This is a genomic window from Pseudomonas sp. Eqa60 (genome assembly GCF_018326405.1).
Taxonomy (GTDB): domain Bacteria; phylum Pseudomonadota; class Gammaproteobacteria; order Pseudomonadales; family Pseudomonadaceae; genus Aquipseudomonas; species Aquipseudomonas protegens.
This window is the reverse complement of record NZ_AP024342.1, coordinates 628,740-648,227: the sequence shown is the minus strand read 5'-3', so window position 1 is coordinate 648,227 and position 19,488 is coordinate 628,740. Positions and strand designations below refer to the sequence as shown.

Annotated in this window: 16 protein-coding genes and 1 riboswitch; of the genes, 4 read left to right on the top strand and 12 right to left on the bottom strand. The window is 63.7% G+C overall.

Translation table 11 applies throughout. From position 1 onward, the window contains the following. Positions 1-17: 17 nt before the first annotated feature. Positions 18-878 carry an archaetidylserine decarboxylase gene (gene asd, locus KI242_RS02835; RefSeq protein ID WP_015633932.1) on the top strand — a complete coding sequence of 287 codons (861 nt, stop codon included), beginning with the start codon at positions 18-20 and terminating at the stop codon, positions 876-878. Between the two features lie 71 nt (positions 879-949). On the opposite strand, the gene serB is transcribed toward asd, so the two are convergent. Beyond that, positions 950-2,164, bottom strand: coding sequence for a phosphoserine phosphatase SerB (gene serB, locus KI242_RS02830; protein ID WP_015633931.1), 1,215 nt, complete (start codon positions 2,162-2,164; stop codon positions 950-952). Between the two features lie 133 nt (positions 2,165-2,297). On the opposite strand from serB, the gene KI242_RS02825 reads away from it, so the two are divergent. After that, positions 2,298-3,824 (top strand): AhpA/YtjB family protein, encoded by a 1,527-nt coding sequence (locus tag KI242_RS02825; RefSeq protein WP_015633930.1) that lies wholly within the window; start codon positions 2,298-2,300, stop codon positions 3,822-3,824. A gap of 229 nt (positions 3,825-4,053) precedes the next feature. Here KI242_RS02825 and KI242_RS02820 read toward each other — a convergent pair whose 3' ends face one another. The 9 genes from KI242_RS02820 to KI242_RS02780 form a co-directional block, all read right to left on the bottom strand. Then, complete coding sequence (locus KI242_RS02820) at positions 4,054-4,764, bottom strand: ABC-type transport auxiliary lipoprotein family protein (protein WP_041115443.1); 711 nt, start codon at positions 4,762-4,764, stop codon at positions 4,054-4,056. A gap of 179 nt (positions 4,765-4,943) precedes the next feature. Next, positions 4,944-7,202, bottom strand: coding sequence for a DNA topoisomerase IV subunit A (parC, locus tag KI242_RS02815; protein ID WP_011058921.1), 2,259 nt, complete (start codon positions 7,200-7,202; stop codon positions 4,944-4,946). 7 nt (positions 7,203-7,209) lie between these two features. Then, positions 7,210-7,731, bottom strand: a complete 522-nt coding sequence (locus KI242_RS02810; RefSeq protein WP_011058920.1) for a TIGR02281 family clan AA aspartic protease — start codon at positions 7,729-7,731, stop codon at positions 7,210-7,212. Beyond that, entirely contained in the window at positions 7,728-8,711 is a 984-nt protein-coding gene (locus tag KI242_RS02805; RefSeq protein WP_212805888.1) for an esterase-like activity of phytase family protein, read from the bottom strand. Before KI242_RS02805 ends, KI242_RS02810 begins: the two co-directional genes overlap by 4 nt. Continuing rightward, positions 8,711-10,615 (bottom strand): DNA topoisomerase IV subunit B, encoded by a 1,905-nt coding sequence (gene parE, locus KI242_RS02800; protein ID WP_011058918.1) that lies wholly within the window; start codon positions 10,613-10,615, stop codon positions 8,711-8,713. Before parE ends, KI242_RS02805 begins: the two co-directional genes overlap by 1 nt. Positions 10,616-10,657: 42 nt before the next feature. After that, complete coding sequence (locus KI242_RS02795; protein WP_212805887.1) at positions 10,658-11,266, bottom strand: YqiA/YcfP family alpha/beta fold hydrolase; 609 nt, start codon at positions 11,264-11,266, stop codon at positions 10,658-10,660. Positions 11,267-11,333: 67 nt separating this feature from the next. After that, complete coding sequence (gene cpdA / locus KI242_RS02790; protein WP_041115433.1) at positions 11,334-12,149, bottom strand: 3',5'-cyclic-AMP phosphodiesterase; 816 nt, start codon at positions 12,147-12,149, stop codon at positions 11,334-11,336. Between the two features lie 99 nt (positions 12,150-12,248). Beyond that, positions 12,249-12,701, bottom strand: a complete 453-nt coding sequence (locus tag KI242_RS02785; RefSeq protein ID WP_011058915.1) for a DUF1249 domain-containing protein — start codon at positions 12,699-12,701, stop codon at positions 12,249-12,251. Then, entirely contained in the window at positions 12,692-13,309 is a 618-nt protein-coding gene (locus KI242_RS02780) for an NUDIX domain-containing protein (RefSeq protein ID WP_011058914.1), read from the bottom strand. Before KI242_RS02780 ends, KI242_RS02785 begins: the two co-directional genes overlap by 10 nt. 224 nt (positions 13,310-13,533) lie before the next feature. Between KI242_RS02780 and KI242_RS02775 the strand changes: the two genes are divergently transcribed. Then, positions 13,534-14,280: an RsiV family protein gene (locus KI242_RS02775; protein ID WP_015633925.1), complete on the top strand. Its 747-nt coding sequence runs from the start codon at positions 13,534-13,536 to the stop codon at positions 14,278-14,280. On the opposite strand, the gene cytX is transcribed toward KI242_RS02775, so the two are convergent. Beyond that, positions 14,249-15,541: a putative hydroxymethylpyrimidine transporter CytX gene (gene cytX, locus KI242_RS02770; protein WP_212805886.1), complete on the bottom strand. Its 1,293-nt coding sequence runs from the start codon at positions 15,539-15,541 to the stop codon at positions 14,249-14,251. The genes KI242_RS02775 and cytX overlap by 32 nt on opposite strands. A 113-nt stretch (positions 15,542-15,654) precedes the next feature. Further along, entirely contained in the window at positions 15,655-17,544 is a 1,890-nt protein-coding gene (thiC, locus tag KI242_RS02765; protein ID WP_015633923.1) for a phosphomethylpyrimidine synthase ThiC, read from the bottom strand. 164 nt (positions 17,545-17,708) lie between these two features. Beyond that, positions 17,709-17,813, bottom strand: a riboswitch (TPP riboswitch). 197 nt (positions 17,814-18,010) lie between these two features. On the opposite strand from thiC, the gene KI242_RS02760 reads away from it, so the two are divergent. Beyond that, positions 18,011-19,441, top strand: a complete 1,431-nt coding sequence (locus KI242_RS02760) for a TolC family outer membrane protein (RefSeq protein ID WP_011058910.1) — start codon at positions 18,011-18,013, stop codon at positions 19,439-19,441. Positions 19,442-19,488: the final 47 nt, after the last annotated feature.

Below are 19,488 nucleotides of genomic sequence, written 5' to 3'. Positions count from 1 at the left end.
GTTTTTAAGGACACCCAATGAAAAAGCGTTTGTTCATCATCAGCCAGTACCTGCTGCCTCATCACCTGCTGTCGCGCCTGGCCGGCTGCATTGCCGAGTGCCGCGTGCGCTGGTTCAAGAATGCCTTCACCCGCTGGTTCGCCAAGCAGTATCAAGTGGATATGTCCGAGGCCCAGGTCGAGGACGTGACCGCCTACGAGCACTTCAACGCCTTCTTCACCCGCGCCCTCAAAGACGGCGCGCGGCCGCTGGACCCGACCCCGGGCGCGGTGCTCAGCCCTGCCGACGGCGCGGTCAGCCAACTGGGCCCGATCGAACACGGCCGAGTGTTCCAGGCCAAGGGCCACAGCTACAGCGTGCTGGAACTGCTGGGCGGTGACCCGGCCCTGGCACAGCCGTTCATGGGCGGCGACTTTGCCACCATCTACCTCTCCCCCAAGGACTACCACCGGGTGCACATGCCCCTGGCCGGCACCCTGCGGGAAATGGTCTATGTGCCGGGCCGGATCTTCTCGGTCAACCAGACTACCGCTGAAAACGTACCCGAGCTGTTCGCACGCAACGAGCGCGTGGTGTGCATCTTCGATACCGAGCGCGGCCCGATGGCGCTGGTGCTGGTGGGCGCGATGATCGTCGCTTCGATCGAAACCGTCTGGGCCGGCCTGGTAACGCCGCCCAAGCGCGAACTCAAGACCGTGCGCTACGACGAAGCCGCCCGCGCTCCGATCCACCTGGAGAAAGGCGCCGAAATGGGCCGCTTCAAGCTGGGCTCCACGGCCATCGTGCTGTTTGGCCCGGACCAGGTGCAGTGGGCCCAAGAGCTGGCTGCCGGCTCGCCCGTGCGGATGGGCCAGGGCCTGGGCCTGCCCAAGGCTTGAGGCCTGAATGCCGGACATAAAAAACGCCGCTGATCAGCGGCGTTTTTTATGAGCGGGGATTTTCCGGCGGCTCAGAGTTGCCCGTCGCGGTCACGGAACCCCAGCAGGTACAGCACGCCATCCAGGCCCAGGGTCGAGATCGCCTGCTTGGCCGACTGCTTGACCAGCGGCTTAGCGCGGAATGCCACGCCCAGGCCGGCAATGCCGAGCATCGGCAAATCGTTGGCGCCATCGCCGACAGCGATGGTCTGCTCCAGGCGCAGGCCTTCCTTGTGCGCCAGCTCACGTAGCAGATCGGCCTTGCGCTGGGCGTCGACAATCGGCTCCACCGCCACGCCAGTGACCTTGCCGTCCACCACTTCCAGCTCGTTGGCGAACACGTAGTCGATACCCAGCTTGGCTTGCAGCTGCTTGGCAAAGTAGGTGAAGCCGCCGGAGAGGATCGCGGTCTTGTAGCCCAGGCGCTTGAGCTCGGCGAACAGGGTTTCGGCGCCCTCGGTCAGGCGCAGGGAGGCGCCGATGGCGTCCAGCACATTGACGTCCAGGCCCTTGAGTAGCGCCAGGCGCTCCTTGAAACTGGCGCGGAAGTCCAGCTCGCCGGCCATCGCCCGCTCGGTGATTTCCGCGACCCGATCGCCGACACCGGCCGCCTTGGCCAGCTCGTCGATGACTTCGGCCTCGATCAGCGTCGAATCCATGTCGAACACCGCCAGGCGCCGGTTACGGCGGAACAGCGAGTCTTCCTGGAACGCGATATCGACGTTCAGCTCCTGGGCCACGCTGAGGAACTCGGCCCGCAGGGCTTGCGGATCGGCGGCTTCGCCACGTACCGAGAACTCGATGCAGCCCTTGCCCTGGTCGGCTGGCATGTCCAGGGGCATGCGCCCGGACAGGCGATCGATATGGTCGATGTTCAGGCCGTACTTGGCGGTGATGGAGCTCACGCGCTGCAACTGTTCGGCGGTAACCTTGCGCGTCAGCAGGGTCACGATATGGCGCTTCTTGCCCTGCCCGGCGACCCACTGCTGGTAATCCTGCTCGGACACCGGCGTGAAGCGCACCTGCTGGTCGAGCTTGTAGGCGGTGAACAGGATGTCCTTGAGCACCGACGAGCTCTGCTCGTTGCTGGGAATTTCAACCAGGATGCCGAACGACAAGGTGTCGTGGATCACCGCCTGACCGATGTCGAGAATGTTCACACCACCCTGGGCCAGAACGCCGGTAATGGCCGCAGTCAGACCGGGACGATCTTCGCCGGTGATGTTTATCAGGACAATTTCGCGCAAGGCGCACCCCCGAGGTGGAAAAAAAGCGCATTCTACCCACTTTCGGTGACCATCGGGCACAGCCAGCGCTTTGCCGGTCTAGGGCCTGTCGCTATACTGCGCGTCAACTTCACGGACAAAAGAGCCGAGCTCAGTGAACCGGCCCACGCCAGTTAAAACCGATAACTTCTTCCTGCTGATCTTCCGTGCACTGCGCCACCGCCGTGTGCCGATTGCATTGCGCATTGCCAGCCATAACGTGATCCTGGTCGCCCTGGCCCTGGTGATCTATGCCGGCGTGATGGGCCTGCAGTTCAAGCAAGCCATGCACGAACAAGCCGACGCCCTGGGTCAGAGCCTGACCACCCAGACCGCCACCTCGGCCACCGAGCTGCTGGTGTCCAACGACATCCTCAGCCTCAATGTCCTGCTCAACAATCTGACCAAGAACCCGCTGGTGGCCCACGCGGCCATCTACAGCGTGGACAACCGCATCCTCGCCGAGGCCGGCCAGCGCCCCAAGAGCAGCCTGCTGGGTGAAACCGAGGGCGTGTACCAGACCAAGATCACCTTCCAGGACGTGACCGCGGGCAACCTGCGAATCAGCCTGGACATGGCGCAATTCCAGCAGCCGATGACCATCAGCCTGCAAAGCATGGGCATCCTCAGCGCCATCCTGCTGGCCCTGGCCCTGGCCTTGAGCCTGCGCCTGGGGCGGCACATCTCGACTCCGCTGCTGCAACTGCGAGTCTGGCTGCGTGACCTGGACGAACACACTCCCGCCACCCAGCGCCAGGACGAAATCGGCGATCTGGCGCGTCAGCTGCATGCCCGCCTGGTGCCGGAAAAACCCGAACCGGCACCGCAGCCCGAGGCTGAAGTGCAAGACGACGAGGACGATGAGCCGGCATTCGAAGTGCGCAACCTGCGGGACCCGAGCTTCGACGAAAGCGCTCCGGTAGCAGGCCTGAAGCCTGCACCCCGGCACCTGGTTCACGCCGAAGAAGATGAACTGGACGAGGAAGACCCCTTCGCCGACCTGCGGGACAGCTCATCGACGCCTGCTGCCAAGCCACAACCGCAACCACAGGTTCCGGCCCAGCCCCAGCACAGTGCGGTACTCGCGGTGCAACTCGGTGCCCAGGAGCAACTGCGACGCCTGCCCCGCGCCCGCCTGATGGAACTGCTGGAACGCTACCGCGATTGCCTCGACCAGGCCGCCTCGCTGTACCAGAGCGAACTGCATACCCTGAACGATGGCAGCACGCTGATGCTGTTCCACAGCGAAGACAGCGGTGACGACTACCTGACCAACGCCATCTGCTGCGGCGAGTTGCTGCGCGCCCTGGGCCATGCCCTGCAGATCGAAGTGGCGGACAGCGGCATCACCCTGCAACTGCAACTGGGCCTGACCCTGGGCGACGAACTGTTCGGCCTGAGCCAGATCGACCTGCTGCTCACCGAAACCGCTCAGGATGCCCTGGCCCTGTCCCAGCACAGCCGCAACCTGCTGCTGGTGGAGCGCAAGGTCAATGACGACCCGCTGCTGCGCCAGCGGGCACGTATTCGCCCGATCGCCAGCCCGGAAGGTGCCTGCTGCGTGGAACGCCTGATGGAGCCCTACCCGTCGATGCTGGAGCGGCAACTGGCACGCATGCATGAAACACGGGCCAAGCTGTAAGGCTGACCCGCACAAAAAGAAGCCCGCCCAGTGCGGGCTTTTTCATGAGCTTTGTGTAGCCGCTGGCGCAGCCTGCGACAAGCCCCGCAGGGGCTTCAACGCTGGTGATATCGCTGCGTGCCTGCGGCCTGCTCGCAGCCTTCGGCAGCGGCTACAGGAGATTGCGTTGGCCAGAGCCAGAAACGACAAGGCCCGCTGTTGGGCGGGCCTTGTCTCGCGGCGTGTCAACTCAGAACCTGAACACTTCCATATCCGTGCGGATCGGCGTGGCCATCGGGATCTTCGGTTGCTTTTCCTGCCCGGCAGGCTTGGGCGCAGGAGCCGGGGCCGCCTTGCGTGGCACCTCCGCCACCGCCGGCTGATTGGCCAGAGGCTTGAGGGCACCCGACAACTGTTCCGCCAGACGCTGCAACAGCACGCCCTGGGCCTGGACCTGGGACGCCGTGGTTCCCGCGTGCTGCTCCTGCAGATGAACGATGCGGTTGTCCCGCACCTGGCCACGACGGTCGATCAGGCGCCATTGCGCATCCAGCACCGCCGGCTGCGACTTGCCTGAATCCAGGCGAGTGATCGACAGCAGCACCTGGACATCCGGAGTGAAGCCGCTGGTGGCCGGAGCCAATACAACCCGCTGGCTGTCGAGATGACCGGCCACCTGGCGCAACAGCAACTGGTCGATGTCCGAAGACAGGCTGCCGGCCCAGCGACCATCAGTGGAGGCCTGCAGGCTGCCATCATCCTGACGCTGCAGGAGGGTTTCACGTTGCAGGTAGTCGGCGATCAGCACCGGCCCCAGCAATACCGACATGCCGGCACTGGCCGGCTGAGCTGGACTTCCGCTGTCCAGCTGATACAGCGACACCGGCTGGTGTACGCTGCAACCCGCCAGGCCAAGAACGCCGGCGAGCAAGAAAACAAGAGGAAGGCGCAGAGCAGTCATCATCCCATCCAGGTGGCGGCCACAAGGCTAGCCACAGTGTAAATACTCAAAAAAACCTGAATAACGCCCGGCCACGCCAGCGTTTGAAAGCGCATATCATCCGTGAATATGCGCCCTGACTCCAGTGTTGTAGCGTCGATCCTGCGCTTAAATCGCAGATCGAACGCTCTAGCCCGCCCTTAACTGAGAGGCTCTACCAACAACGCATCCACCCGCTGGAAGCCGCGAGGCAGTTTGTTGCCACGGCGCCCGCGCTCGCCTTTGTAGTGCTCCAGATCGTCAGCCTTGAGCGACAAGGTGCGCTTGCCAGCCTGCAGCACCAGGGTCGCGCCGTCCGGCAGCACCGCGATATCGGTGACGTACTCTTCGCGGCTGGCCACGCGCTCACCGGGAATGCCGATGATCTTGTTGCCCTTGCCCTTGCCCAGCTGCGGCAGGTCGCTGATCTTGAACACCAGCAGGCGCCCTTCGGTGGTCACCGAAGCCAGCCAGTTCTGTTCACGATCGGCCACTGGCCGCGGCGCCAGCACCTTGGCATTGTTCGGCAGGCTCAACAGCGCCTTGCCTGCCTTGTTCTTGGCCTGCAGGTCCTCGCCCTTGACCACGAAGCCGTAGCCGGCGTCAGAAGCGATCACATACAAGGCATCGTCATCCGGCAGCAGCACGCATTCGAACGTCGCACCCGGCGGCGGCGTCAGACGGCCGGTCAGCGGCTCGCCCTGACCCCGGGCCGATGGCAGCGTATGGGCCGCCACCGAGTAACTGCGCCCGGTGGAGTCGATGAACACCGCGAACTGGTTGGAACGCCCGGGCGCGGCGGTCTTGTAGCCATCGCCGGCCTTGTAGGACAGACCAGTGGCGTCAATATCATGCCCCTTGGCGCAACGCACCCAGCCTTTTTCCGACAGAACGATAGTCACCGGCTCGGTAGGCATCAGCTCGTTTTCCGACAGCGCCTTGGCCTCGGCCCGGGCGACGATCGGCGAACGGCGGTCATCGCCGTAGGTTTCTGCGTCTTGCAGCAACTCGGTGCGCACCAGCTTCTTCAGTTTGGCTTCGCTGTTGAGCAAGGCTTGCAGCTTGGCCTGCTCCTTGAGCAACTCATCCTGTTCGGCGCGCAGCTTCATCTCTTCCAGACGCGCCAATTGGCGCAGGCGCGTGTCGAGGATGTAGTCGGCCTGGATTTCACTCAGGGCGAAACGCTCGATCAGCTTGGCCCGTGGATGCTCCTCGGTACGGATGATGTGGATCACTTCATCCAGGTTGAGGTAGGCAATCAGCAAACCGTCCAACAGATGCAGGCGACGCTCGACCTTGTCCAGGCGGAACTGCAGCCGGCGACGCACGGTGGTGACCCGGAACTCCAGCCACTCCACCAGCAGGGCCCGCAGGTTCTTCAACTGCGGCTTGCCGTCCAGGCCAATGATGTTGATGTTGACCCGGTAGGTGGATTCCAGCTCGGTGGTGGCGAACAGGTGCTGCATCAACTCATCGGCGTCGACCCGGTTGGAGCGCGGGATGATCACGATGCGGCACGGGTTCTCATGGTCCGACTCGTCACGCAGGTCGGCCACCATCGGCAGCTTCTTGGCCTGCATCTGGCCGGCGATCTGTTCCAGCACCTTGGCCCCGGAGACCTGGTGCGGCAGCGCGGTGACGATGATGTCGCCGTCCTCGACCCGGTACACGGCGCGCATGCGCACCGAGCCACGGCCGGTTTCGTAGATCTTCAGCAGGTCGGCACGCGGGGTGATGATCTCGGCTTCGGTGGGGTAGTCCGGGCCCTGGATATGCTCGCAGAGCTGCTCGACCGTGGCCTTGGGCTCATCCAGCAAACGCACGCAGGCCGAAGCCACTTCCCGCAGGTTGTGCGGCGGCACGTCGGTGGCCATGCCCACGGCGATGCCGGTGGTGCCATTGAGCAGGATGTTCGGCAGGCGTGCCGGCAGTACCAGCGGCTCCTGCAGCGTGCCGTCGAAGTTCGGCCCCCAGTCCGCAGTGCCCTGGCCCAGTTCGCTGAGCAGCACTTCGGAATAGCGCGACAGGCGCGCCTCGGTGTAACGCATGGCAGCGAAGGACTTGGGATCGTCCGGCGCACCCCAGTTGCCCTGGCCGTCCACCAGCGTGTAGCGGTAGCTGAACGGCTGGGCCATCAGCACCATGGCCTCATAACAGGCCGAATCGCCGTGCGGGTGGAACTTGCCGAGCACGTCACCCACGGTACGCGCGGATTTCTTGTGCTTGGAATCGGCATCCAGCCCCAGCTCACTCATGGCGTAGACGATACGCCGCTGTACCGGTTTCAGGCCGTCGCCGATATGCGGCAGAGCACGGTCCATGATCACGTACATGGAGTAGTTGAGGTAGGCATTTTCGGTGAAGTCAGCCAGTGACCGGCGTTCTACGCCATCCAGGCTGAGATCAAGGGAGTCGCTCATGCGGGCCTCATTGGTTCGTAGTCTGGCGCAGCAGCATGCTGCCGCCGCGCTGAGTAAATTCAAGTTTTTTCAAAGCGCTCATGCCCAGCAGAACCTGGTCGCCGTCGAGCCCCGGCGCCACCAGCGCGGCCACGTCCCGCAGCACGATATCCCCCAGCTGCAGGAGTTCGATACGGGTCCGATAACCTTCGCTGCGCCCATTGGCCGTGCTCAGGGTGACCGGCGCACCGCGCTCCAGGCCCAGACGTTCAGCGAGATCCGCAGGTACCGAGACATCGGTGGCCCCGGTGTCGAGCATGAATTGCACCGGCCGCCCGTTGATATGGCCGCTGGCGACGAAATGCCCCTGGCGATTGCCCGCCAGTTGCACTTCGATGTAACCCTCATGTTGTTGCGAACTGACGACAGTGTTGGGGTTCTCCTGGTGCGCTTCCCAGTCGGCAAAGAACCGCGTGGCCAGGAACAGCGCCGCCGCCCAGGCCATGATCAGCATCACCCGCCCGGCACTCTTGCCCGGTTGCTGGCTCACGGCTTGGCACTCCAGCCGCCTTCGGGAGCTGCAAAACGCCAGACGATCGGTCGGGCCTCGCCGTCGGCGCGAGCACCGTTGTTGTTGTCCAGGCCAATCCAGGCGCCCTTGGCGTCCACCACCAGGGCTTCCGCCAACCCGTAGGGCTGTGGATAACGCCGATGCTCTATCAGTGCTTCGCCAGCATACGACCAGCACTGCTCGACCTTGGCGCTCAGCGCGTCCCGGCGACAGATCTGATAGGCGTTGCGCTCCAGGGTGAACAGCTTGCCGTCGAACAGCGACAGGTCGGCGAAGTCACGGGATACGGCCTTGGCGTTGGGCATCTGCTCAGGCTGCATTAGCGCCCCTGCTTCACTGAGCAGCACGCAACCGCCATCGCAGTCCCAGGTGGTCTGGCCACGCTTGATCAACAGCAGCCCGCGCCGCTCGCGTTCCGCCGCCAGCCAGATCCGATCCCCGGCAGGGTTGACCGCCAGCCCTTCGAACAGGGCATTGAAGTGCAGCAGCATGCCGCTGGCACGGGCTTCGCGCACCATGATCGGGGAAATCTTCAACCAGGCCGGCGCGCCTTGCGCCGGAACCTGCAGCACCGCGGCATGGGCTTCGCTGACCACATATTTGTTGCCGGCGGCATCACAGGTGATGCCCTCGAAGTCCAGGTCGCCGCCACGCACGAAGGACGCCGCCCAGGTCCGCACCTTCAAGCCCCAGGGCAAGCCGGAATCCGGCACCGCAGGCACCTCGATCCCGACGGTCTCAGCCTGCCAGACAGGGTTACGGGTATCGAGCCTGTAGATCTGCTCGTCGTCGCGATCGGAGACGGTCCAGAGCTCCTGACCACACAGCGCCAGCCCGGACAGATTGCCGCCGCGCATGCCTTCCACAGGATGCTCGGACAGCAGTTTCAGTTCGGGCGCCGGCGCGGCCACCACCGAGGTTGCCAATAGCGCCAGGGCCAGGGCAAAACCTCTGTGCATCAGGCCAGCACCTCGGCCAGGTTGCCCTTGGACTCCAGCCAGGACTTGCGATCACCGGCGCGCTTCTTGGCCAGCAGCATGTCCATGATTTCCGCGGTGGCCTCGACATCGTCCAGGGTCAACTGCACCAGACGCCGGGTGTTCGGGTCCATGGTGGTCTCGCGCAGTTGCGGCGGGTTCATTTCACCCAGCCCTTTGAATCGGGTGACCTGTGGCTTGCCGCGCTTCTTCTCGGCCACCAGGCGGTCGAGAATGCCGTCGCGCTCGGCTTCATCCAGGGCGTAGTAGATCTCCTTGCCCAGGTCGATGCGGTACAGCGGCGGCATGGCCACGTAGACGTGACCGGCATCCACCAGCGGACGGAAATGCTGGACGAACAAGGCACACAGCAAGGTAGCGATGTGCAAGCCGTCGGAGTCGGCGTCGGCGAGGATGCAGATCTTGCCGTAGCGCAGCTGGCTCATGTCCTCGGCGCCCGGATCGACCCCGATGGCCACGGCGATGTTGTGCACTTCCTGGCTGGCCAGGACCTCGCTGCCGTCCACTTCCCAGGTGTTGAGGATCTTGCCGCGCAACGGCAGGATCGCCTGGAATTCCTTGTCCCGCGCCTGCTTGGCCGAACCGCCGGCGGAGTCACCCTCCACCAGGAACAGCTCGGAGCGCATCGGGTCCTGGCCGGCACAGTCCGCCAGCTTGCCTGGCAGCGCCGGGCCCTGGGTAATGCGCTTGCGCTCGACCTTCTTGCTGGCCTTCAAGCGGCGCCCGGCGTTGCTGATGGCCAGCTCCGCCAGTTGCATGCCCAGCTCGGGGTTGGCGTTGAGCCACAGGCTGAAGGCGTCCTTGACCACACCGGAAACGAACGCCGCCGCCTCGCGGGATGACAGGCGCTCCTTGGTCTGGCCGGAGAACTGCGCATCCTGCATTTTCATCGACAGGACAAAGGCAATGCGCTCCCAGACGTCTTCCGGGGCCAGCTTCAGGCCGCGGGGCAGCAGGTTGCGGAACTCGCAGAACTCGCGCATGGCATCCAGCAGGCCCTGGCGCAGGCCGTTGACATGGGTGCCGCCCTGGGCCGTGGGGATCAGGTTGACGTAACTTTCCTGGACGCTGTCGCCGCCTTCGGGCAGCCACAACAGGGCCCAGTCCACCGCTTCCTTGTTCCCTGCCAGGCTGCCGCAGAACGGCTCGGCCGGCAGGCGTTCGAATTCACTGACCGCATCCACCAGGTAGGAGCGCAGGCCATCTTCGTAGTGCCACTCGACCTTCTCGCCGCTGGACTTGTCCTCGAAGCTCACCAGCAGCCCCGGGCAGAGTACGGCCTTGGCCTTGAGCACGTGCTTGAGACGGCTGACGGAGAATTTCGGCGAGTCGAAGTATTTTGGGTCCGGAGCGAAGTACACGCTGGTGCCGGTGTTGCGCTTGCCCACGGTGCCGACCACTTCCAGCTCGGTGGCCTTGTAGCCGTCGGCGAAAGTCATCTGGTATTCGTTGCCGTCGCGCTTGACCCGCACCCGCACCTGGTTCGACAAGGCGTTGACCACGGAGATGCCCACCCCGTGCAGACCGCCGGAGAACTGGTAGTTCTTGTTGGAGAACTTGCCGCCGGCGTGGAGCTTGGTGAGGATCAGCTCGATCCCGGACACGCCTTCTTCCGGGTGGATGTCCACGGGCATGCCGCGGCCGTCGTCGGACACTTCCAGGGAATGGTCGGCGTGCAGGATGACCTGTATCGACTTCGCATGGCCGGCCAGGGCTTCGTCGACGCTGTTGTCGATGACTTCCTGGGCCAAATGGTTGGGCCGCGTGGTGTCGGTGTACATGCCCGGGCGTTTGCGCACCGGGTCGAGTCCCGAGAGGACTTCGATGGCGTCTGCGTTATAAGAGCTAGCGCTGGGAGTGGCCATGGGTTCTCGTCGTTAGTCGTTCAATGAATATGGGGCGAAGGCTCACAGTGCAGTGAAGTCGATCGCCTGGTACTGATCGGCAGTGATGCCGGCAAAATTCAACATCGCCGGCAATTGTCCGGCAAAACCTTGGAAACTATGATCGCCGCCGGCCTGTATGCGCAAGGCGCAGGCGCGGTAGTAGCGCTCGGCGCTGCGATAGTCCAGCGTCTCGTCCCCGGTCTGCAACCACACCTGATAACGCTCAGGGTCCTGGGGTGGCGCCACTTCCAGCGCTGCCAGGGCCGCGACATGGTCGTGGGTCAGCTCCCAGGTCTCGTCGGTGTACAGGTTCTTCTGCGTGCCCAGATAACCGTCGAACATCCGGTGCGGGCTGACAGCAGGGTTGATCAGCAGGGCCTTCAGACCATAGCGCTCGGCAAGGTGAGTCGCATAGTAGCCGCCGAGCGAGCTGCCGACCAGCAATGGACGACCGAGTTCGGCAATCGCCTGTTCCAGCTGGCCAATGGCCTGGCGCGGATGGTGATGCAGGGCCGGTACCTGCAGTTGCCCGGCCAGGCCGATCTGCTCCATGACCTGGCGCAACTGGGAGGCCTTGGTCGATGCCGGAGCACTGTTGAAGCCGTGGATATAGAGGATCGAACCGGACATGCGAGCTCCCTGTGCACCTGGGCAAAAGCCGCAGTTTACAGGGATGGGGCCAGGTTACGCAGCCGCTTCAGTAGCCTTCGCTACCGTAGTCGATGGTGAATTCATAGCCTTCGACCCGCTGCACGCCGGTTTCCAGCCGTCCATCGGGCAGCAGCCGCAACCAACGGTAGCCCGGCACCTGCTCCTCGACCTTGAAGTCGTCGCTCAAGGGCTCGAACTGGATGCAGGTGGAAGGTGAGGCCAATAGCCGCACGTCGCCCCGCAGGCGATCGATCTCCTGGTGAACATGCCCCCAGAGCACGGCGCGCACCTGGGGGAAAGCGTCGATCACGGCAAACAGCGCCTGGGCATTGCGCAGGCCGATGGGCTCCATCCAGGCGCAATCGATGGACACCGGATGGTGATGCAGGCAGACCAGGTGGTGCCGCTCTGGTGCTTCGCGCAGGGAGCGGGTCAGCAGTTGCAACTGCTCATCCTGCAGATAACCCGGTACCGAACCCGGCACCGCCGAGTCCAGCAGGGTGATGCGCCAGTTGCCGATGTCCACCACCGGGTCCAGCAAGTCACTGCCGCTGGCGGCCTGCTCCATGACCTGCGGTTCGTCGTGGTTGCCCGGCAGCCAGCGGCCTGGGGCGGCAATCTGCCGGGTCAGTTGGCGAAAGCGTTGATAGGACTCCAGCGTGCCGTCCTGGGACAGGTCGCCGGTGGCCAGCATCAGGTCGATCCGTGGCTGCTGCGCCAACACAAGGTCGATGACCCGTTGCAGGCTGTCGGCGGTGTTCATGCCCAAGAGCGTGCCGTCCGTCTCGGCAAACAGGTGGCTATCGGACAGCTGCACCAGCAACACGGGGTCGGCGGCAGTCAGTGCGGATACGCTTGGCACGGCGTTCTCCCGGAGCAAGATCACAAAGCGTGAAGAAGGGGGCAATTATGCTGGGGGAAGTGAAAAAGAGGAAACCTGGGAAGCGGACCCAGTTCACATCTAGCGCACGGCTTCGAACTCGTGACCGCAGGCCAGGCAGTGGCTCAGCCACTCGCCGAGGAACACGTTCAGCTGGGCCTTTTCATCAGGCTGGTGCATGAAGGCATTGGGATAGGGATAGATGCTGCGAAAACGCCGGGCATGTTCGGCACTGATGACTTCCGCCATGCGCGCGTCGTGGTAGACCTGCACTTCCAGCTGCGGCACAGGCAGCCAGGGCAGGCTGTGCTCCTGGCGCACCTGCAAGGTGGTGGTATACGGGCAGGCCAGTACCACCTCCAGGGCCAGTACGCCGAGCATCTGGTCGCCCTGGGTCACGGCGATGCGCCGGGCCACGGGCTGGTTGCGCATGTCGGGCAGCAGTCGCATCAGCCGGGCGTAGTTGGCCTCGCAGGAAGCTTGCAGCCCCGCGAGATCCACCCGATAGCGGTCGCGTACCTTGTTTACGACCATAACCCCCTCACTTCCGCGCGATTGAGCGCCAGCCACTGCAAGGCAATGATGCTGGCGGCATTGCAAATCCGCCCGTCGCGCATGGCCTGCAAGGCATCCTCGTAGGCCATCACGCACACCCGAATGTCTTCCGCCTCTTCCTCCAGCCCATGCAGCCCACCGGCGGCGCTGCTGTCGCAACGCCCCAGGTACAGATGGACGAATTCGGTGCTGCCACCGGGCGACGGGAAGTACTGGGTCATCGGCCACAGCGCCGAGATGTCCAGGCCAGCTTCCTCCTGCGCCTCGCGGCGGGCAACCTGTTCCGGCTGCTCGTCCTTGTCGATCAGCCCGGCCACCAGTTCCACCAGCCAGGGCGAAGCCGTCTTGCCCATGGCACCGACGCGGAACTGTTCGATCAGCACCACCTCATCGCGCTGCGGGTCGTACGGCAGTACGCAGACCGCATCGTGACGGACAAAGACTTCACGATTGATTTCACGCCCCATGCCACCGGCGAACAGCTCATGACGCAGTTGCAGGCGATCGAGCCGGTAGAAACCCTGGAAACAGTTTTCGCGCCGGATGATCTCGACGGCACTCGGCGTGGAGTTGGCAAAGTCAGTCATAACAATCCTCGTGTACAGCATGTTCAATCCGAGGATCCCCCTCGACTTCGCGCCATCCTAACGCGCTCGCAGCTGATCATGCAGCCCCTTTACCCTCAGCGGGATAGACGGCGAGGGGCTAAACCTACTCTAATTGCCTCTATTGAGCTTAGTGGCGAACCGACTGCCTCGCAGGCAGTCGAAGCCGGTAACTTTTGCCTCCCCCTGGTTTATGAAGGACGCCCATGTCGCTTGTCAAAATCGCCTCCGTGGCCTGTATCGCCCTGACCCTGGGTGCCTGCCAAAGCCTGTTTCAACCCAGCTACATGACCCCGCTGGAAACCACCCGGGACAAGTCCGAACAACTCAAGCCCGGTTGCAGCGGCGCCGACTGCCCGCTGGTCAACCTCGACACCGTGCACTTCCCCGCCGAACCGAAGCTGGATGCCATCATTGAAAAGCGCCTGCTGCAAATGACCCGCACCAGCCCCGATGCTGCGCTGCCGGCCAGCCTTGCGGCCTATCGCGAGCAGTTCCTGCGCAGCGCGCCGGACCGCCACGGCATGTACCTGCAATCCAAGCTACGCGAGCAGCATGACGGCCTGGTGATCATCGAACTGGCCAGTTACCTGGACACCGGCGCCGCCAACGGCACCCCGGGCCGTGGCTTCGTCAACTACTCACGCCAGCAGCACAAGGCCCTGAACCTGGCGGACATGCTCCTGCCCGGCCAGGAAGAGATGTTCTGGAAGGCCGCGCGGGTCGCCCACAACAACTGGCTGATCAGCACTCACCTGGATCGCGAGGCCGAGTTCGTGAAGACCTGGCCCTTCCAGAAGACCCAGAACGTAGCGCTGACCCGTAACGCCGTGACCCTCAAGTACGACGTCACCACCATCGCGCCGCAGGTTTTGGGCCACATCGAACTGCAGATCCCTTACGACCGCCTCAAGGGCGTGCTCAAGCCCGAGCTGTTTCCTGGCGGTAACTGAAAGCCCGGCCCAACAGCCATTGCAGCAGCCCTGCCAGCACCAGTGACGGCAGGGTTGCGCCGATATCCGGGTACAGATTGGCCAACAGATGATAGGTGCTCACCCCACCCAGCCAGGCCAGCAGCGCCGGCCAGCGCAAGGCTGACGCCGGGTTCTGCCCCGAGCGCCGACGCAGGATGAAGTGATCCACCAGCACCACGCCAAACAGCGGCGCGAATACCGAGCCGATCAGCAACAGGAAGTTCTGGTACTGGGCCAACGGCGCCAGGCAGGCGATCAGGGTGCAGAGCACGCCTATGGCCAGCGCCAGGTGCTCGACCTTGAGGCGCAGCAGGATGCCGCTGGAAACCGCCGCCGAATGGATATCGGCAAAGGCATTCTCCGACTCGTCCAGCAGAATCAGCAGCAACGGAATCCCCAGCCCGGCCCCGGCCAGCGCCAGCAGCAAGGCATTCACTTCACCACTGGGAGCGAAGGCCAGGGTGTAGGCGACGCCCAGGCTCATCAACCAGAAATTGCCGATGAAAAAGCCCAGGGCCGTGCCGCCGAATACGCTCTTGGCGTGCTTGCCGAACCGCGAGTAGTCGGCGATCAGCGGCAACCAGGACAAGGGCATGGCGATGGCGATATCGAAGCCCACGGCGAACGGCATCGAGCCGTCCCCGGCCTGGGCCCAGAGCGCCGCCAGGTCGGCTCGGGCGAAGAGGTTCCAGGTCAGCCACAGGCAGGCGGCCAACAATAACCAGATCCCCCATTTGCGCAGGATCTGCCGGACGAAGGTCAAGGGCCCGCTGACCGCCAGCAAGGTGGCCAGGGCACCGAAAAACAGGGTCCAGAGCAACGGGTTGGCCAGCAGGCTGCCTTCGCTGAAGGCCCGGCTGCCCAGGAGGCTCGCGGCATCGCGCATGACGATGATTTCAAACGAGCCCCAGCCCACCAGCTGCAACAGGTTCAACAGTGCCGACAGGCTGGCACCGCGCCGGCCCAGGCTGAGCTTGAGCGCAGCCATGGACGACAGGCCGGTGTCGCTGCCGATCACCCCCACCGCCGCCAGCAGCAGAACGCCGACTGCGGTGCCGAGCAGGATCGCCAGCAGCGAATGGGCCAGCCCCAGGCCTGGCGCCAGCAAGGCGCCGGTCTGCAGCACCATCAGGCCGATACCGAGGGAAAACCACAGGGAAAACAGATCGCGGGCGCCAAACACGCGCTTGTCGGCCGGTACCGCGAGATCGGGAGAGTAGGTACTGATTGGACTGCTCAAGGTTGATATCTCGAAGGAATAGGGTCTGCAGGAGCCGGCTTGCCGGCGAAAGCGCCACCTTGTCGAGAGCGCGGCGCCTGGTTCGCGGGCAAGCCCGCTCCTGCACAGAGGGGTCAGACTTTCTTGTACAGCTGGCTGCCTTCCTGCTTGAAGCGCTCGGCCTGTTCCGCCAGGCCCTTGGCGACATCCACATCCACCGCTTCGATACGCTGGTTGGCTGCGTACTCACGCACTTCCTGGGTGATCTTCATCGAGCAGAACTTCGGCCCGCACATGGAGCAGAAATGCGCGACCTTGGCCGAATCCTTGGGCAGGGTCTCGTCGTGGTACGAGCGGGCGGTGTCCGGGTCCAGGCCGAGGTTGAACTGGTCTTCCCAGCGGAACTCGAAACGCGCCTTGGACAAGGCGTTGTCGCGGATCTGCGCGCCCGGATGACCTTTCGCCAGATCCGCAGCATGCGCGGCGATCTTGTAGGTGATGATCCCGGTCTTCACGTCATCCTTGTTCGGCAGGCCCAGGTGTTCCTTGGGCGTGACGTAGCAGAGCATGGCGCAGCCGAACCAGCCGATCATCGCCGCACCGATACCGGAGGTGATGTGGTCGTAGCCGGGGGCAATGTCGGTAGTCAGCGGGCCGAGGGTGTAGAACGGCGCCTCGTCGCAGCACTCCAGCTGCTTGTCCATGTTCTCCTTGATCAACTGCATCGGCACGTGGCCCGGGCCTTCGATCATGCACTGCACGTCATGCTTCCAGGCGATCTTGGTCAGCTCGCCGAGGGTCTCCAGTTCGCCGAACTGGGCTTCGTCGTTGGCGTCGGCAATCGACCCCGGGCGCAGGCCATCTCCCAGGGAGAAGCTGACGTCGTAGGCCTTCATGATTTCGCAGATTTCGTCGAAGTGGGTGTAGAGGAAGTTCTCCTTATGGTGCGCCAGGCACCACTTGGCCATGATCGAGCCACCCCGGGACACGATGCCGGTGACCCGCTTGGCGGTCAGCGGCACGTAACGCAGCAAGACGCCTGCGTGGATGGTGAAGTAGTCCACACCCTGCTCGGCCTGCTCGATCAGGGTGTCGCGGAACAGCTCCCAGGTCAGGTCCTCGGCCACGCCGTTGACCTTTTCCAGGGCCTGGTAGATCGGTACGGTACCGATCGGCACCGGCGAGTTGCGGATGATCCACTCGCGGGTTTCATGGATGTGCTTGCCGGTGGACAGGTCCATCACCGTGTCCGAACCCCAGCGGATGCCCCAGGTCAGTTTCGCCACTTCTTCCTCGATCGAGGAACCCAGGGCACTGTTGCCGATGTTGCCGTTGATCTTCACCAGGAAGTTGCGGCCGATGATCATCGGTTCCAGTTCGACGTGGTTGATGTTGGCCGGGATGATCGCGCGGCCACGGGCGATTTCCTCACGCACGAACTCGGCGGTGATTTCCTTGGGGATGCTGGCGCCGAAGCTGTGGCCGGCGTGTTGCTGCTTCAGCAGGCCGGCGGCACGGGCCTCTTGCAGCTTCATGTTTTCGCGGATGGCGACGTATTCCATCTCGGCGGTGATGATGCCTTTGCGCGCGTAGTGCATCTGGCTGACGTTGGCCCCGGCCTTGGCCCGGCGCGGGTTGTTGACGTGGGCGAAGCGCAGCTTGGTCAGCTCCGGGTCGGCCAGGCGCTGCTGGCCGAAGTTGGAGCTCAGGCCGGCCAGGCGCTCGGTGTCGCCACGGTCTTCGATCCAGGCCGAACGCACATCGCCCAGGCCCTTGCGCACATCGATCACCACGTTCGGATCGGTGTAGGGGCCGGAGGTGTCGTACACGGTCACCGGGGCGTTGATCTCGCCGCCGAAGTCGGTGGGGGTCACATCCAGGGTGATTTCGCGCATGGGCACGCGGATGTCCGGGCGCGAACCCTGGACATAGACTTTTTGCGAGCGGGTAAAGGGCTGAACCGATTGTTGGTCGACTTGGGCCGACTCACTGAGGTTGCTAGCGTTTTTTAATTTTGTAGTCATCACGGGCTCTCCAGACAGCATCCAGGCAGTGGATTTTTGTCGGAGCGAACCTGTAACGGACGGACGCACCCTGGCTAGGCAACTAGTTGAGTGCAGTGCTTGGTACTCGAGGGGTGTTCGATTGTCGAACAACAGCCCGGACGAAGCACAAGAGGACTCGCCGGGTGACGAGAAATCTTGTTCCCTACGCAGGCGCTAACCTGATCAGGTTCAACGGGATCCGGATTGTCCGATCTCAGCCTCATAGCAAGGCACCCCGACAAGAACCGGGCCAGTCTAGACAAAGCCACAGCAGAACGCCAACCCCCCGTACGATCAGCATGATGAATGGCGTAATTGCAGGATTGTTGCCACCCCCCAGCGCATCTACACTCGTTGCCCTGTGTCGAACCTTGACGCTCCGTGGGTCGCGCCTTAGCCTTGGCGCCTGAATTATTGCCGTAATATCAACTCTAGGGATCGCCGAATGCTGCGCAAACTCTCACTGGCTGTTGCCGTGTCTTGTGCGTCCAATGGAATGGCCTGGGCAGCAGAAGCGCCTTTGACCACCAAGACCGATCTGGTCAGCGTCTACCAGGAAGCGGTGGACAACAACGCCGATCTGGCCGCTGCGCGCGCCCAGTACGGTGCCCAGAAGGAAGTGGTGCCCCAGGCTCGTGCCGGGTTGCTGCCTAACCTTTCGGCCGGCGCGGACATGAACAACACCCGCACCAAGTTCGACGAACCGTCGATGACCTCTACCCGCAGCGGCAACGTCTACCAGGCGACCCTGGCCCAGCCACTGTTCCGGGCCGACCGCTGGTTCCAGCTGCAGGCGGCCAAGGACATCAACGAACAGGCTTCCCTGCAACTCTCGGCCACCGAGCAGAACCTGATCCTGCAGAGCGCGGAGAACTACTTCGCGGTGTTGCGCGCCCAGGACAACCTGGCCTCGACCAAGGCCGAGGAAGCGGCCTTCAAGCGTCAGCTGGACCAATCCAACGAACGCTTCGACGTGGGCCTGTCGGACAAGACCGACGTCCTGCAATCCCAGGCCAGCTACGATACCGCCCGGGCCAACCGGATCCTTGCCCAGCGCCAGGTGGATGATGCCTTCGAGGCCCTGATCACCCTGACCAACCGCGAGTACAACTCGATCCAGGGCATCGTCCATACCCTGCCAGTGCTGGCGCCGACCCCCAACGACGCCAAGGCCTGGGTGGACACCGCCGCCAAGCAGAACCTCAACCTGCTGGCCAGCAACTACGCAGTCAGCGCCGCCGAGGAAACCCTCAAGCAGCGCAAGGCCGGGCATGCCCCGACCCTGGACGCAGTGGCGCAGTACAAGAAAGGCGACAACGACGCTTTGGGCTTCAGCAACCCCAACCCGCTGACGCGCTACGGCAGCGACGTCGAACAGCGCTCCATCGGCCTGCAACTGAACATTCCGATCTACAGCGGCGGCCTGACCAGCTCCCAGGTGCGTGAATCCTACTCGCGCCTGAGCCAGACCGAGCAACAGCGTGAATCCCTGCGCCGCCAGGTGGTGGAAAACACCCGCAACCTGCACCGCGCGGTGAACACCGATGTCGAGCAGGTCCAGGCCCGGCGCCAGTCGATCATTTCCAACCAGAGCGCAGTGGAGGCCACGGAGATCGGCTACCAGGTGGGCACGCGCAATATCGTCGATGTGCTCGACGCCCAGCGCCAGCTGTACACCTCGGTGCGCAACTACAACAACAGCCGCTACGACTACATCCTCGACAACCTGCGCCTGAAACAGGCGGCCGGCACCCTCAACCCGGGGGACCTGCAGGACCTGTCGCGCTATCTCAAGGCCGACTACAACCCGGATCGCGACTTCCTGCCGCCAGATCTGGCCAAGGCCGCCCAGGAGCAGCTCAGGGCCCGCCCTTGAAGGTCGCAAGCATGAAAAAGGCCACCTTTGCGGGTGGCCTTTTTCAT